Origin of the sequence: Mesorhizobium alhagi CCNWXJ12-2 (genome assembly GCF_000236565.1) — a bacterium.
GTDB classification, from domain to species: Bacteria; Pseudomonadota; Alphaproteobacteria; order Rhizobiales; family Rhizobiaceae; genus Allomesorhizobium; species Allomesorhizobium alhagi.
Map to the genome: position 1 here is coordinate 1 of NZ_AHAM01000218.1, position 14,427 is coordinate 14,427.

Consider the following 14,427-nt stretch of genomic DNA (forward strand, 5'->3'; position numbering starts at 1 on the left):
GCCCAAATAGAAAGCCCGCTGCACCTCCTCCCGCAGCGGGCTTTTGCATTGATTCACCCAGTTCACTTTGCCGTAGCCGTCCCTTTCTCATTGAGCGGACTGGCGGGTATCCGCCGGTTTCGCCGGTGACACTTTTGCGCGACACTTCAAGGCCACTGCCGGCCTCGTACGCCGTATGTGACAGAGGAACGCGAATGGTATGACCACGATACCGGTCTTCACCTGGCACCGCCGGCGCAAGAGGCCGCACGTTCGATGGTTGCCCAGCTCGAGGCAGGCAAGCCTAGAAGCATCAGCGATTGCGAGATCAGTTCAGCGGCCGACGCGTTGTGCGCCGCAGCACACTTTCCCTCTTGCGTGTTTAGTAAATTGCGCGTTTACTAAACAAACAACTCAACATCGCACCTAGCGGTTTGAGGCCCCTGAGGAGAGGGGTTAGAGCTCTGAAACCGTCAACCGGACAGTTTCGCTAATGGGAGGTAGGCATGAAATCGACATTGAAAATGTCGCTCGGCCTGACCGCGGGGCTGCTTGCCTCGTCGGCCATGACGGGCGTTTCCCAGGCTGAAGACCTGACGCTCTGTTGGGCCGCGTGGGATCCGGCGAACGCGCTGGTCGAACTGTCGAAGGACTTCACTGCGCAGACCGGCATCGGCATGAAATTCGAGTTCGTTCCGTGGACCAACTATGCAGACCGCTTCCTCAACGAGCTCAACTCCAAAGGCAAACTGTGCGACCTGATTATCGGCGACAGCCAGTGGATCGGCGGCTCGGCCGAGAACGGCCACTACGTCAAGCTCAACGATTTCTTCGACAAAGAGGGAATAAAGATGAGCGACTTCGTCGACGCGACGGTGGTCGGCTATTCGCAGTGGCCGAAGGGCACCCCGAACTACTGGGCGCTGCCGGCGATGGGCGACGTGGTCGGCTGGACCTATCGCAAGGACTGGTTCTCCAATCCCGACCTGCAGAAGGAATTCAAGGAGAAATTCGGCTGGGACCTGGCCGCGCCGGCCACCTTCGACCAGTTCAAACAGGTCGCCGAGTTCTTCCAGAACCGCGAGATCGACGGCAAGAAGGTCTATGGCGCCTCGATCTACACCGAGCGCGGCTCCGAAGGCGTCACCATGGGCGTCATGGACGTGCTCTATTCCTACGGCTTCAACTACGAGAATCCCGACAAACCTTACGAAATGGAAGGCTTCGTCAACTCCGAGAAATCGGTGAAGGGCCTTGAATTCTACAAGTCGCTCTACGACTGCTGCACGCCGCCCGGCGCGTCGAACAGCTACATGGGCGAAGGCGTTGACGCCTTCAAATCCGGCCAGGTCGCGATGCACATGAACTTCGCCTTCACTTGGCCCGGCCTGCAAAAGGACGAGGCGGTCGGCGGCGAGAAGGTCGGCTTCTTCGCCAACCCGGCAGGTCCCGACGGCGAGCAGTTCGCCCAACTCGGCGGTCAGGGCATTTCCGTCGTTTCCTACTCCGACAAGCAGGAATCGGCGCTGAAATACATCAAGTGGTTCGCCAATCCCGAAGTGCAGAAGAAGTGGTGGTCGCTCGGCGGCTTCTCCTGCCTGAAGTCGGTGGTCGAGGACCCGGCCTTTCCGGACAGCCAGCCCTACGCGAAGACCTTCCTGCAATCGATGGCGATCGTGAAGGACTTCTGGGCCGAGCCGAGCTACGCCTCGCTGCTCCAGGCCTCGCAGAAGCGCTTCCATGACTATGTCGTGGCCGGTCAGGGCACCTCCAAGGAGGCGCTCGACGGTCTCGTGGAAGACTGGACTGAAGTCTTCCAGGACGACGGCAAGATATAGCCGTCGCCTCCCAAGCCCGCCCCGCGCCGTGTAGAGGGGTGCGGGGCGGAGACACCTGAAACATGCAAGACGTGTCCAGCGGAAAACCTGTCGTGACCGACACAACCTCGTCGATATTGGATCGGGCGGCGGAAGCTGCGGCGCGGGCGACGCCCGTAACGCTGGCGAAGCGCGTGCGCGGCATTTCCGACCGGACGGTCGCATGGCTGTTCATCGCGCCGACGATCGTGCTCCTGCTCGCGATCAACATCTTCCCGCTGATCTGGGCGATCCAGCTCTCCTTCACCAACTACCGCGCCAACCGGCCGAACGAGCCGATCAAGAACATCGGGCTCTCCAATTATTCACGCATCCTGACCGACACAGACACCTGGATCGCCATGCAGGCGACGGCGCATTTCGTCTTCTGGACGATCCTGCTGCAAACCGTCATCGGCTTTGCCCTCGCTTATCTCATCGATCGCAAATTCCGCGGCCACGCCTTCTGGACGACCATCATCCTCGTTCCGATGATGCTGTCGCCGGCGGTGGTCGGAAATTTCTGGCGCTTCCTCTACGAACCGCAGATCGGGCTCTTCGCCTATATCGTCTCGTTCTTCACCGGCATCCCGCCGACAGAGATATTGATGCTGTCCTCTGTGACCCTCGCGCCGTGGGCCATCATCATCGTCGATACATGGATGTGGACGCCCTACGTGATGCTGATCTGCCTCGCCGGCTTACGCTCCATCCCGGATTACATCTACGAGGCGGCGGAGGTAGACCGCGCCTCAAACTGGCGGCAGTTCTGGTCGATCACACTGCCGATGGCGCTGCCGTTCATCATGCTCGCTGTGCTCTTCCGCGGCATCGAGAATTTCAAGATGTTCGACATGGTGAACCTGTTGACCGGCGGCGGGCCGGGCTCGACGACGGAGGTCGCGTCGATCACGCTGAAGCGCGAAGCCTTCGAGAAATGGCGCACCGGCTTTTCTTCCGCTTTCGCCATCATCCTCTTCGTCGCCGTCTTCGGGCTCGCCAACATCTACGTCAAAGTGCTGAACAGGGTGAAAAGCCGATGAGCGCCGCCGCCCATTCGGTGGTCGAGCCGAGCACAACATCGAAACGGGTCGCCGCGACGCTGGTCGTCATCTATGCGCTGATCTCGATGATCCCGCTGTTCTGGATCTTCGCGACGAGCTTCAAAACGCCGCCGGATTCCATCGCCTATCCGCCGAAGGTCGTTTTCACCCCGTCGATCGAGGGCTACTGCAATTTGTTCACCACGCGCACGCGTCAGACGCCGGAGTATATCAACGCGCTGCCGCCGGCGACGAGCTTCTGCGACGAGACCACGCGCAAGCGCAACATGGTGATCGCCGGTCCCTCGAACTTCCTGCCACGCTTTGTAAACTCGCTTGTCATCGCCTTCGGCTCAACCTTCTGCGCTGTGTTCCTCGGCACGCTCGCCGCCTACGGCTTCTCGCGCTTTCGCGTGCCGCTCGCCGACGACCTGCTGTTTTTCATCCTGTCGACGCGCTTCATGCCGCCGATCGCCGTGGCGATCCCGATCTACCTGATGTACCGCGAACTCGGCCTTTCCGACACGGCGCTCGGCATGGTCCTGCTTTATACGGCGGTCAACGTGTCGCTGGCGGTGTGGCTGCTCAAGGGCTTCATCGACGAGATCCCTCGCGAATACGAGGAAGCCGCGATGATCGACGGCTACACGCGGCTGCAGGCCTTCCGCAAGGTGGTGCTGCCGCAGGCGACTACAGGCATTGCGGCGACAGCGATCTTCTGTCTGATTTTCGCCTGGAATGAATATGCTTTCGCGTCGCTCTTGACCTCCGGCACGGCGCAGACCGCGCCGCCCTTCATCCCGACCATTATCGGCGAGGGCGGGCAGGACTGGCCGGCCGTCGCCGCCGGAACGACAGTTTTCCTCGTGCCGATCCTGGTGTTCACCATCCTCCTCAGAAAGCAGCTCCTGCGCGGCATCACATTCGGAGCGGTGCGCAAATGAGCACGGTTGTGACAAAGAAGCGCCGGTCGAACTGGCCCGTCTGGCTGCGCCGCGGGCTGCTCGAAAACGTCGCGACAGCGGTCATCGGCATCGGCTTCCTGATGCTGTTCCAGCCATTCGCGCTGACGCTCTACACCTGGTCGTTCGTCACGATGCTCGCCGGCACCGCGATGTTCATCATCGTCTCAAAGTTCCCGGAGTAGGCGATGGCCGAGATACGCGTCCAGAACCTGAGGAAAGAATTCGGATCGTTCGTCGCGGTCCAGGATTCCAACTTCGTCGTCAATGACGGCGAGTTCTTCGTCATGCTTGGGCCGTCGGGCTGCGGCAAGACGACGACGCTGCGCATGATCGCCGGCCTCGAGCTGCCGACCGGAGGACAAATCCTGCTCGGCGGCGAAGAGGTGACGATGCTCAGGGCCCGCGAGCGCGACATCGCCTTCGTCTTCCAGCTTTTCGCGCTCTACCCCCATATGAACGTGCGTAAGAACATGGGTTTTCCGCTGCTCGCGCAAGGCATGTCCAAGGCTGAAATCAGGCAGCGCGTCGAGGAGACGGCGAAGCTGCTGCGCATCGACAACCTGCTCGACCGGCCGGTATCCGGGCTAGCCGGCGGCGACCGTCAACGCGTGGCGCTTGGCCGCGCCATCGTCAGGCGGCCAAAATGTTTCCTGATGGACGAGCCGCTCGGCACGTTGGATGCGGAGTTCCGCGACCTTATGGTGCATGAGCTGCGCGAGTTGCATAACCGGATCCACGCGACCACCGTCTATGTCACGCATGACCAGCACGAGGCCATGGCGATGGCCGACAAGATCGCGGTGATGAACCACGGCGTCATCGAGCAGTTCGGCACGCCGAAGGCAATCTACAATCATCCGGCGACGATGTTCGTCGCCGACTTCATCGGCTCGCCGCCGATGAATTTTCTGAAATTCAACGGCGGGCTGCAGAAGGGCGCCAACGAGATTGTGATCCAGGGCGCGAGCGTCGCAGTGCCTGAAATCCGCCAGGATTTCGCGCCGGCCGACTTCGTGCTGGGCGTCAGGCCCGAGCATATCCGCTTCGACGATGCCTCGAAGCTGCGCGGCTCGATCTACGGCACCGAATATCTCGGCACCACGCAGATCGTGGCTGTCGAGACTGTGGACGGGATGCTGAAGGCGCGGGTACCCGCAGACATCCAGCTGCGCATGGGTGAACCGGTCGGGCTTTCGTTCGATGCCCAGCGTCTGTCGCTGTTCGAAAAGGCTTCAGGCCGGGCAATCCGCACCGGCGCTAGAGGGGAAGCGGCGCATGGCTGACGTTTCGCTGCGCGGCGTGTCAAAGGCATTCGGCGACACGCAAGCCGTCGACGAGCTGACGCTCTCCATAAAGGACGGCGAGTTCGTCGTGCTGCTCGGTCCGACCGGCGCCGGCAAGACGACGACGCTGCGCCTCATCGCCGGACTGGAGCGGCCCGACAGCGGCTCCATCGTCATCGATGGGCGCGACGTGACGAAGCTCGAGCCGGCTTCGCGCGACGTCGCCTTCGTGTTCCAGCAATACTCGCTCTACCCGCATTTGACAGTCGCCGAGAACCTCGCCTTCCCGCTGCGCTCGCCGGCGCGTAAGCTGACCGAGGACGAGATCAACAGCCGTGTCGCCGACGTGGCGAAGCTGGTGCGCATCGACCATAAGCTGGAGAACAAGTCGACGAAGCTGTCGGGCGGCGAGATGCAGCGCGTGGCGATCGGCCGTGCGCTGGTGCGCAAGCCGGTCATCTACCTAATGGACGAGCCGCTGTCCTCGCTCGATGCAAAGCTGCGAGGCGATCTGAGACTTGAGCTCAAGCGCATCCAGGCCGAGCTTTTCTCGACCATGCTCTATGTCACGCATGACCAGATCGAGGCGATGACGATGGCCGACCGCATCGGCATCCTCGCCGAGGGTCGGCTGGTGCAGATCGGCACGCCGAAAGAAATCTATACCGAGCCGGCGAACCTGCATGTCGCCGCCCGGCTCGGCCAGCCGGCGATCAACCTGTTGCCTGCCGACCTGCTGCCTGAAACGGCCGCGCCTGCAGGCACCAGGACCATCGGCGCGCGCACCGAGCACCTGACCATCCGCAAGGCGGCGAACAGCCATGCCGACGGAACGGTTGACTGGGTCGAGCATCTGGGCGACCAGAACCACCTGCATGTGACGGTTGGGAATCGCAAGCTGGTGACGCTGACTGATCCCGATACGCTGTTCGAGAGGGGCGACCGGGTGACTGTGCGCCTGAGGTCCCCGCTCTATTTCGACGGCGCAGGCAAAAGGATTGCAGGATGACAATGGATGCCGCGGCCGTGACGAATATCGATCTTACGACGCTGATCACGGCGGTCGCCGACACGATGGCAGCGCATGCCGACGAGCTGACGGCGCTCGACCAGGCGATCGGCGACGGCGACCACGGACTGAACATGAAGCGGGGCTTCGAGGCAGTGCGCGCCGAAACGGCGACGCTGGCGGAAAAGCCGCTGCCAGAGGCGCTGAAGGCGATCGGCACCAAGCTGGTGATGACCGTTGGCGGCGCGTCCGGACCGCTGTTCGGAACGCTGTTCATGGCGCTGGGCAAGGAGCTGCCGGCCGAGCCCGGCCGTGCCGATTTTTCGGCGGCGCTTGCCAAGGCCATCGACGCCGTCGCTGCGCGCGGCAAGTCGCAGGCCGGCCAAAAAACCATGCTCGACGTGCTTTATCCGGTGCAGACCGCGGTCGCGGCGGGCAAGACCACGCCGGAGGTAGCGGACATTGCAGATCAAGCGGCCGAAGCGACCAAGCCATTGAAAGCAATCCGCGGCCGCGCGTCGGTCCTCGGCGACCGTTCGATCGGCCATATGGACCCCGGGGCGCGTTCCTCGGCGCTGATTACGAGAGCCATCGCCGGAACGCTGGAGCCGCGCGTATGAATAATGTCGGCATCGTCATCGTCTCGCATTCGCTCAAGATCGCCGAAGGCACCGCCGACATGGTGCGCCAGATGGTCGGTGAAGAGGTGCCGCTCGCCTGGTGCGGCGGCAACCCGGACGGCGGGCTCGGAACGCAGGTCGGCGCGATCATGGAGGCGATCGAGAAGGCTTGGTCGGAGGCGGGCGTTGCGATTCTCGTCGATCTCGGCGGTGCCGAGACCAACAGCGAGATGGCGATCGAGATGATCGGCGAGCCGCGGGCAAGCCGCATCGTGATATGCAATGCGCCGATCGTCGAGGGAGCGGTGATGGCCGCGACCGAAGCGTCGGGCGGGGCTTCGCTCAAGGAAGTCGTGGCGACTGCGCATGAGCTTGCGCCGGCATGAATGAACAGGAAGCAATAATGTCGGCAAAAGCAGCGGCACAGGTCGAAATCAAGCACGAGGTCGGGCTCCATGCCCGACCCTCGGTGAAGTTCACCAAATTGGCGAAAACCTTCGCGGCCGACGTGGAGGTGGCGCTCACTCCCGAAGGGCCGTGGTTTGACGCCAAAAGCATCGTCAAGGTGATGGCGGCGAAGGCGCCCAAGGGTACGGTTCTGCACCTGAGGGCCAGCGGTGAAGGCGCCGACAGTGCCGTCAAGGCTTTGGTCGCGCTGGTCGAGCGGGATTTCGACGAGGCGGTCGAGGGCGAAGCCCATGTCCGGACCGCTTAGGCTAACCGGAACGCCCGCGTCAGGAGGCTATGCGGAAGGTCCGGTCTTCCGCCTGGAGAGCGACGTCGCCAGCTATCGTCCCAAAGGTTCAGCAGAGGGCGAAGCTGCAGCGCTGAGGACCGCGATGGAGGCGGCGTCGGAGCAGCTCGCTGTGCTTGCAGCAGCCTCGGCCGGCGAGGCGGCCGACATGCTGGAGTTCCAGCTCGCGATGCTTGCCGACGTTTCGCTTTCAGGGCCGGCCTTCGACGCCATCAGCATGGGAGCACCGGCAGATAAGGCGTGGTCCGATGCGCTGGCCGAGCAGATAGAAGGCTACGAAGCGGCGGACGACGAGTATTTCCGGGCGCGGGCTGCCGACCTCAGGGATATCCGCCAGCAGGTGCTCGACGCGCTGACCTCCGCCGGGGACAGGACCGCTCCGCCGGGTGCGATCCTGTTCGGCGAGGACATCGCGCCGACGCGCTTCCTGGCGACCGACTGGTCGGCGGGCGGCGGAATCGCGCTCTCAAAGGGCAGCTCGGCGAGCCATGTGGCAATGCTGGCGCGCTCGCGCGGCGTACCGATGGTGGTCGGCCTCGGCAGCGCAGTGAAGGACATCGGCGGCATGGCCTTGCTCGATGCCGAGCAGGGCGCCATCGTGCTGCAACCCACGGACGGCGACATCGAGAGTTTCCGCAAATCCTCGACCGCCTATGGCGAACGTCGCCGCCGCGCCGAAGACAGCGTCATGAGGCCGGCGACGACTGGGAACGGCGTGCCGGTGCACGTGCTGGTCAACGTCGCCGATCCCTCCGACGTCGACCGCATAGACATAGCGAATTGCGACGGCGTCGGCCTGATGCGCACGGAGTTCCTGTTCGGCAAGGGGTTGCCCGACGAGAAGACGCAGTACCTCGCCTATCGAACAGTGCTCGAATGGGCTGCGGGCAAGCCGGTGACGATCCGCACCATCGACGCCGGCGGCGACAAGCCGGTGCCGGGCTTTACCGTCGAGGAAAGCAATCCGTTCCTGGGCCTCAGAGGCATCCGCCTGTCGCTCGCGCGGCCCGAAGTCTTTCGCGTACAGATACGTGCGTTGCTGCGGGCGGCCGTGCACGGCAATCTGAAGGTGATGTTCCCGATGATCGCTGTGCCAGAGGAATATGCGCGCGCCGCAGCGCTTTTCGCCGAGGAAGCCAGCAACCTCGCCGGGGCCGGCGTGCCGCACGCCATGCCGCCGCTCGGCCTCATGGTCGAGGTGCCGTCGGTGGCGATCGCGCCGGAGCTGTTCTGCGACGCCGCCTTCTTCTCGATCGGCTCGAACGATCTGACGCAATATCTGATGGCGGCCGCACGCGACAACACCGCGGTGGCGGCGCTGAATTCAGTGACGAATCCCGCGGTATTGCGTCTGATCGCCTCCGTCGCCGCATTCGGCTGGCTGCACGACATCCCGGTCAGCCTGTGTGGCGACGCAGGCGGCGATCCGGCCGCGATACCCTGCCTGCTTGAGGCAGGGTTGCGCGACCTTTCTGTCGCCCCGGCACAACTGGCGCTCGTCAAGGCGGCTATTGCCGGCGTTGCGGTCTAGAGATGGCGAAAGGAACGCCGCCCGATCCAGTCGACGCCGAGGCCGCGATCCGCGCCTACAAATGCGTGCTTTCGGCCGTCATTGAGCAGCGTCCATCCGGCACGCGCCAGCGTCTCGCCGACGTGCTGGGAAAACACCGCAGCTTTATCACCCAGATTACCAGTCCAAGCTATTCGACGCCGATCCCCCCGAAGCACCTGCCGGCTATCTTTTCGGTGTGCCATTTCGGCGCGCCAGAGCGTGACGCGTTCCTGGCCGCCTACCGCATCGCGCACCCGGGCAAGGCCCCGGTCGACGGCTCGATGCGCCGCATGCGCCATATCTCGCTGACCGTGCCGGATCTGGGCGACGACAAGCAGAACGCCGCGCTCGACCGCGCCATCAACGAATTCATCCACAGGATTACCAGCATCGCCGGCAAGGGCGGATGAACCCACGCCGGGTTGCGACTACCGGCGCTCGACGCCGCCGACATGGCAAACGGGAGGGAGACCATGAAAAAATTCATCAACGCCGTCGATGACGTGCTGACGGAAAGCCTCAACGGATTCGCAGCGGCGCACTCGGACATTGTCACGTTGGGCGGCGGCCATAAGTTCATCCGGCGCAAGACTCTGAAATCCGGCAAGGTGGCCCTGATTTCCGGCGGCGGCTCCGGGCACGAGCCGCTGCACGGGGGGCTGGTTGGCCACGGCATGCTGGATGCCGCCTGCCCAGGTCAGGTCTTCACCTCGCCGACGCCGGACCAGATGATGGAAGCGGTGGCCGAGGTTAACACGGGCGCCGGGTGCCTTTTCATCGTCAAGAACTACGAAGGCGACGTGATGAATTTCGACATGGCTGCCGAAATGTCGGAAGGCATCATGCAGGTGATCACCAATGACGACGTGGCGGTTGAGGATTCGCTCTACACGACCGGCCGGCGCGGCGTCGCCGGTACGCTTGTGGTCGAAAAGATTCTGGGCGCGGCGGCGGAAGAAGGCCTGGCGCTGAAGGAGCTGAAGGAGCTCGGCGACAAGGTCAATCGCGTGACCCGCTCGATGGGAGTGGCGCTGACCTCATGCACCGTTCCCGCCGCCGGCAAGCCCAATTTCGAGATCGCGGAAGACGAAATGGAATTCGGTGTCGGCATCCACGGCGAGCCCGGCCGCCGCCGCGGCAAGCTCCTGCCGGCCGATGCCATCGCGGAGGAGATCTGCGCCGCAATCGTAGACGACCTGGGCGCGGCCGCAAAGGGAAACGCGCTACTCTTCGTCAACGGTTTTGGCGCGACGCCGTCGATGGAACTCTATCTGATGTATAACAGCGCACGAAAGATGTTCGAGAAGCACGGTGTCACCATTGCCCGCTCGATGGTCGGCTCTTACGTGACATCGCTCGATATGGCCGGCGCTTCGATAACCCTCACCATTCTAGATGACCACGCAGCAAAACTTTGGGATGCGCCGGTGCATACGGCTGCTCTGAGGTGGGGCATGTAACTCAGGTGAAGCCAATCTGTTATCGGAAGTGGGGTGAGGCCGAAACGGTGGACCGTCGGCAGCCGGCCCGGCTCCTCGATGAGTAGGTAAAGGGCGGCCGCGCCTGCTGGTCGAGCGGCTGGTTCGGTCCAGTCGGGGCCGGCGACCTGCTTAAGCAGAATGGCTGTCTCTATCTCTACGCCTCGAAGCAGGCATTCGCCGCCGCATCCTCCGACATCGCCCTACGGACACGGCACGACATCCCGCAGGAATTCCTGTCCGCCAATCAGGTCGCGGCAGTCGAGCCGAACCTACCGCCATACGAGGGCGGTGGTGTGCTGTTCCCAAACGCAGTCAACCTGACTGATCCGGGCGAGATGATGAAGCGCTTAGCCAAAGCCGCGGCTGCGGCCGGTGTTCGCTTCATCGCGCCGCCAGGGCGAAACGCATCGAGCGTATCGACGGCGGCGTGCGTATCGGCGGCGACGCCTTCGACCTTGTCGCGAAAACGGTCGTCATTGCCGCCGGTGCGCATTCGAAGGCTTTGGCTGCGCAGGCGGGCGGCCACGTGCCGCTTGACACTGAGCGCGGCCATCATGTCGAGTTCGACATGGAGACGCCGCAGGTGTCGCGCCCGGTCTGTCCGACCGAGCGCGGGTTCTATCTCGTGCCAATAAGCGGGCGGCTGCGCGTCGCGGGAACCGTGGAGCTTGGCGGCCTGTCCGCTCCTGCCAATTCGCATAGGATCGCACTGCTCGAACGTGGGGCGCGCGACATCTTTCCTGACCTCGGCAAACCCGATCGCACCTGGCTCGGCTTCGCCTCTCGATGCCGGATTCTGTTCCGGTGATCCGTCCCTCGCGCCGCGGCAACGATGTCGTTCTTGGCGTTCGGCCACCGCCATCTCGGTTTGAGCTGGCGCCGGTGGCGGCTCGCATGGTTGGCGCAATCATCGCAGGTCGATGAAGTTCTACGGTGGCCTCATCTGAAACGAGGCGGAATGTTTCGCCAATTTGAACAGGCGTCAGTTTGCCGATTGCGACGTCGGTTTCTCTCCAAGTTGAATCCCGAAAAATTCGCTCACTCGGCGGGTTGTCGCATCAAATATCGCCTGAACCGATCGGAGACGCGGGCAAATGGCGTCGCCACGTCCACACCATGCCGGAGGTGGCTGTCTGCTTCGCGAACATGCCCGGCCGAAGGGCGGCTTTCGGAAAGGATCTTCAGGAGTTAGTACGCAGAACCATAGGCGGCGGTCGAAAATCCGCGGACGGGCCGTCCCGGGACTTTTGCACGGGTGCGTCATCGTCGACGATGCCGTTGCATCCTTGGCGGTTTTTCGCTCACCGGATTAGGGTTACATCATTGAGCGCTCGCCGGTACCGGCGACACCTCTGGAGCCCGCCAGAGATATCGATCTTGATGCTTCTATCAATCTTGATTCCAGCTCGCCCCTTTTTTCGTCCGAAATATCTATTGGTAGAACGAAGCATATCGTCGCCTCGATCAGGCCGTCGTGATTTGTGATTGGCGCCGCGAGACATTGGGTGAAGCTGTTTATCATGCCGACCGTCATGGCAAGCGGGCGGTTCTTGGAAGCATGGCATTCGGCGGCGAACGCTTCGATGTCGATAGGCGCACCATTAGGCATCGTGCGGTCTTCGTCCCCCAGAATCGATTTGATCTCCGCCAAGGACATGTGTGACAGCATCAGCCGACCGGAAGCGGTCCAAGGGATTGGAATCTGAGAGCCGATCTCCGAACTGATCCGCAGCGGCCGGGAACCGGGGCAAGCATGCACGATGACCTGTTTGCCGCGGAGGCGGATGCAGAGTTCGCTCGTCTCACCGGTTTCTTTCGCAAGCGCATCCACCATCTCCCTGCCGCGGGCCATGACGTCGTTGGCCCGAAGATAGCTCGCACCGTAAAGATGCATCAGTTTGCCGAAATAGACCTGACTGTCCTTACCCCTGAGTTCGAGCAGTCCTGCTTCGGCCAGAATGCTCACCAGGTCGTAGATGGTCGATTTGGGGGCATCCAGCGCAAGCGGCAGTTCGGCCAACCGGACAGGAGCGCCATTTTCCTGCAAATAGGAAAACAGCTTCAGGACTCGGTCGACCCCGCGTTCCCGCGGCCCCCGTGCAGTGCGGGTTTTGGAAACATGCTTCGCCACCAGTGCTCAATCCTTTGCTATCGCGGTTGCCAGCACATCCGCGCTGATGTATCGTCTTAAATATAAGAACATAGTCCAGTATATAAGACTATGCAAGACCACCCAGAGAATTGAACGACATCAACAATGTGGAGGCATCAATGACAGCAGGAACTGAACGCCGCGACATTCTGAAACTCGGACTTGGAGGAATGGCGCTTGGTGCGGCCGTCACCTCGGTCGTTTTGAACCCGAAAGCGGCAGCCGCACAGGCAGCGAGTGACAGCCTCTTGCGGACCGTGCTCGACCGGGGTCACCTCATCGTCGGCACTGGAAGCACGAATGCCCCATGGCATTTCGAGAACGACGCCGGCGAATTGGAAGGCATGGACATCACCATGGGCCGTATTCTCGCCCAGGCGCTGTTCGACGACCCGACCAAGATCGAATTCGTCAAACAAGATGCTCAGCAGCGCATTCCCAACATTGTCACAGGCAAGGTCGATATCACCTTGCAGTTCATGACGATCTCAGGCGTGCGCGCGCAACTCATCAATTTCACCCGGCCCTACTATGTCGAAGGCGTCGCGCTGATGACCAAGCCGGATGCGGCGGCGAAGACCTATGACGAACTGAAGGCGAAAGGCAGCGACGCCCGGGTGGCCATCCTGCAGAATGTCGACGCCGAGACGACGGTGCATAAGGCGTTGCCCGAGGCGCAAGTGATGCAGATCGATACCCAAGCCAATGTGTTTCAAGCGCTCGATTCGAACCGTGCGGACGCCTCGGCGGTCGACCTTTCCAACGTGCGCTGGCTGGTCTCGAGGAACCCGGACCGGTATTTCGACGCAGGCAAGCAGTGGAACAGCATGCTCTATGGCGGTGGCGTCCGACAGGGCGACTTGGACTGGCTGCAATTCGTCAACACCGCCTTCAGCATCGCCATGTTCGGCCACCAGAACGAACTCTACGATAAGGCCTTCAAGGATTACTTCGGCGTCCAGCCACCGGAGCGCAAGCCAGGCTTCCCGAGTATCTGATCGCGACCGCCCGGCCACCACAATGGCCGGGCGCACTTCCTGCCGATGCGACAGTCCAGCGAAGCTTGAATGAATTATCACCTCAATTTCAATCTCATCTGGAGGCATTTCGACAAACTGTGGCAGGGGCTGATCCTCAGCCTGGAACTGGCCGTGCTGTCGATCCTGATCGGCGCGATCATCGGGCTCGTACTGGCTATCTGGTATGTCTCCGCCGGCAGGGTCGTGCGGGGAGTAATTTCGGCCTATGTCGAATTTATCCGCAACGTGCCGCTGATCCTCCTGGTCTATATCGTCTTCTACGGAATCCCCACGGTCGTCGACTTTGCCTACAGCGCGACGGTGTCGTTCGTGGGAACGCTGTCGCTTTATGCGGGCGCCTATCTCGTCGAGGTGTTCCGCTCCGGGCTTGAGGCAGTGCCGCGCGGGCAGATCGACGCAGGCAAGGCGATCGGGCTGACGCCCTTGCAGCGCCTGCTCCACGTGCGCCTGCCGACCATGGCGCGAATAACCCTTCCCGCTCTGTCGAACACGTTCATCTCACTGTTCAAGGACACCTCCGTGGCCTCCGTCATCTCGGTGCCTGAGCTGACCTACGGCGCGCAATGGATCAACTTCAACACTTTCCGGATCGTCGAGGTCTATATCGTCACGACCGTCATGTACCTGGTCACCGGCTATGGGATCCTGTTCGGACTGCGGCTGATGGAACGTCGCTTCAGGGCGGAGCGCTAG

General features: G+C 62.3%; 15 protein-coding genes and 1 pseudogene. 15 read left to right on the forward strand and 1 reads right to left on the reverse strand.

Annotation, left to right across the window (positions count from 1 at the left end):
- Positions 1–485 precede the first annotated feature (485 nt).
- The 13 genes and pseudogenes from MAXJ12_RS24560 (at position 486) to MAXJ12_RS35650 (ending at position 11,350) form a co-directional block, all read left to right on the forward strand.
- Positions 486–1,817: an ABC transporter substrate-binding protein gene (locus tag MAXJ12_RS24560; RefSeq protein WP_008838756.1), complete on the forward strand. Its 1,332-nt coding sequence runs from the start codon at positions 486–488 to the stop codon at positions 1,815–1,817.
- A 92-nt stretch (positions 1,818–1,909) separates the two neighbouring features.
- On the forward strand, positions 1,910–2,878 hold the full coding sequence (locus MAXJ12_RS24565; RefSeq protein WP_008838757.1) for a carbohydrate ABC transporter permease: 969 nt from the start codon (positions 1,910–1,912) through the stop codon (positions 2,876–2,878).
- A complete protein-coding gene (locus MAXJ12_RS24570; protein WP_008838758.1) occupies positions 2,875–3,822 on the forward strand; it encodes a carbohydrate ABC transporter permease in 948 nt (315 codons plus the stop codon). The genes MAXJ12_RS24565 and MAXJ12_RS24570 overlap by 4 nt, the downstream gene beginning before the upstream one ends.
- Positions 3,819–4,025, forward strand: a complete 207-nt coding sequence (locus tag MAXJ12_RS24575; protein WP_008838759.1) for a hypothetical protein — start codon at positions 3,819–3,821, stop codon at positions 4,023–4,025. Before MAXJ12_RS24570 ends, MAXJ12_RS24575 begins: the two co-directional genes overlap by 4 nt.
- A gap of 3 nt (positions 4,026–4,028) precedes the next feature.
- Positions 4,029–5,126, forward strand: a complete 1,098-nt coding sequence (locus tag MAXJ12_RS24580) for an ABC transporter ATP-binding protein (protein WP_008838760.1) — start codon at positions 4,029–4,031, stop codon at positions 5,124–5,126.
- On the forward strand, positions 5,119–6,135 hold the full coding sequence (locus MAXJ12_RS24585) for an ABC transporter ATP-binding protein (protein WP_008838761.1): 1,017 nt from the start codon (positions 5,119–5,121) through the stop codon (positions 6,133–6,135). Before MAXJ12_RS24580 ends, MAXJ12_RS24585 begins: the two co-directional genes overlap by 8 nt.
- Positions 6,132–6,755 (forward strand): dihydroxyacetone kinase subunit DhaL, encoded by a 624-nt coding sequence (dhaL, locus tag MAXJ12_RS24590; RefSeq protein WP_008838762.1) that lies wholly within the window; start codon positions 6,132–6,134, stop codon positions 6,753–6,755. Before MAXJ12_RS24585 ends, dhaL begins: the two co-directional genes overlap by 4 nt.
- On the forward strand, positions 6,752–7,141 hold the full coding sequence (dhaM, locus tag MAXJ12_RS24595) for a dihydroxyacetone kinase phosphoryl donor subunit DhaM (protein ID WP_008838763.1): 390 nt from the start codon (positions 6,752–6,754) through the stop codon (positions 7,139–7,141). The genes dhaL and dhaM overlap by 4 nt, the downstream gene beginning before the upstream one ends.
- A gap of 17 nt (positions 7,142–7,158) precedes the next feature.
- Positions 7,159–7,470 (forward strand): HPr family phosphocarrier protein, encoded by a 312-nt coding sequence (locus MAXJ12_RS24600; RefSeq protein WP_040587779.1) that lies wholly within the window; start codon positions 7,159–7,161, stop codon positions 7,468–7,470.
- Positions 7,454–9,040, forward strand: coding sequence for a phosphoenolpyruvate--protein phosphotransferase (gene ptsP, locus MAXJ12_RS24605; RefSeq protein ID WP_008838765.1), 1,587 nt, complete (start codon positions 7,454–7,456; stop codon positions 9,038–9,040). Before MAXJ12_RS24600 ends, ptsP begins: the two co-directional genes overlap by 17 nt.
- Positions 9,041–9,042: 2 nt before the next feature.
- A complete protein-coding gene (locus tag MAXJ12_RS24610; protein ID WP_008838766.1) occupies positions 9,043–9,471 on the forward strand; it encodes a hypothetical protein in 429 nt (142 codons plus the stop codon).
- Positions 9,472–9,534: 63 nt separating this feature from the next.
- Positions 9,535–10,521, forward strand: coding sequence for a dihydroxyacetone kinase subunit DhaK (gene dhaK, locus MAXJ12_RS24615; protein ID WP_008838767.1), 987 nt, complete (start codon positions 9,535–9,537; stop codon positions 10,519–10,521).
- Positions 10,522–10,667: 146 nt separating this feature from the next.
- Positions 10,668–11,350, forward strand: a pseudogene (locus tag MAXJ12_RS35650) (NAD(P)/FAD-dependent oxidoreductase).
- Positions 11,351–11,857: 507 nt separating this feature from the next.
- On the opposite strand, the gene MAXJ12_RS24625 reads toward MAXJ12_RS35650, so the two are convergent.
- Entirely contained in the window at positions 11,858–12,673 is an 816-nt protein-coding gene (locus MAXJ12_RS24625; protein WP_008838769.1) for an IclR family transcriptional regulator, read from the reverse strand.
- Between the two features lie 140 nt (positions 12,674–12,813).
- On the opposite strand from MAXJ12_RS24625, the gene MAXJ12_RS24630 reads away from it, so the two are divergent.
- Together MAXJ12_RS24630 and MAXJ12_RS24635 are read left to right on the forward strand one after the other, a co-directional pair.
- Positions 12,814–13,692 carry a transporter substrate-binding domain-containing protein gene (locus MAXJ12_RS24630; protein ID WP_040587787.1) on the forward strand — a complete coding sequence of 293 codons (879 nt, stop codon included), beginning with the start codon at positions 12,814–12,816 and terminating at the stop codon, positions 13,690–13,692.
- Between the two features lie 69 nt (positions 13,693–13,761).
- Positions 13,762–14,427 carry an amino acid ABC transporter permease gene (locus MAXJ12_RS24635; RefSeq protein WP_008838771.1) on the forward strand — a complete coding sequence of 222 codons (666 nt, stop codon included), beginning with the start codon at positions 13,762–13,764 and terminating at the stop codon, positions 14,425–14,427.

Bases quoted from the DNA above. Each gene is read 5' to 3' on its own strand.
- MAXJ12_RS24635 (WP_008838771.1), top strand. From the start codon at position 13,762: ATGAATTATCACCTCAATTTCAATCTCATCTGGAGGCATTTCGACAAA.
- MAXJ12_RS24600 (WP_040587779.1), top strand. From the start codon at position 7,159: ATGTCGGCAAAAGCAGCGGCACAGGTCGAAATCAAGCACGAGGTCGGG.
- MAXJ12_RS24610 (WP_008838766.1), top strand. From the start codon at position 9,043: ATGGCGAAAGGAACGCCGCCCGATCCAGTCGACGCCGAGGCCGCGATC.
- MAXJ12_RS24570 (WP_008838758.1), top strand. From the start codon at position 2,875: ATGAGCGCCGCCGCCCATTCGGTGGTCGAGCCGAGCACAACATCGAAA.
- MAXJ12_RS24630 (WP_040587787.1), top strand. From the start codon at position 12,814: ATGACAGCAGGAACTGAACGCCGCGACATTCTGAAACTCGGACTTGGA.
- dhaL (WP_008838762.1), top strand. From the start codon at position 6,132: ATGACAATGGATGCCGCGGCCGTGACGAATATCGATCTTACGACGCTG.
- dhaM (WP_008838763.1), top strand. From the start codon at position 6,752: ATGAATAATGTCGGCATCGTCATCGTCTCGCATTCGCTCAAGATCGCC.
- dhaK (WP_008838767.1), top strand. From the start codon at position 9,535: ATGAAAAAATTCATCAACGCCGTCGATGACGTGCTGACGGAAAGCCTC.
- ptsP (WP_008838765.1), top strand. From the start codon at position 7,454: ATGTCCGGACCGCTTAGGCTAACCGGAACGCCCGCGTCAGGAGGCTAT.
- MAXJ12_RS24585 (WP_008838761.1), top strand. From the start codon at position 5,119: ATGGCTGACGTTTCGCTGCGCGGCGTGTCAAAGGCATTCGGCGACACG.
- MAXJ12_RS24580 (WP_008838760.1), top strand. From the start codon at position 4,029: ATGGCCGAGATACGCGTCCAGAACCTGAGGAAAGAATTCGGATCGTTC.
- MAXJ12_RS24560 (WP_008838756.1), top strand. From the start codon at position 486: ATGAAATCGACATTGAAAATGTCGCTCGGCCTGACCGCGGGGCTGCTT.
- MAXJ12_RS24575 (WP_008838759.1), top strand. From the start codon at position 3,819: ATGAGCACGGTTGTGACAAAGAAGCGCCGGTCGAACTGGCCCGTCTGG.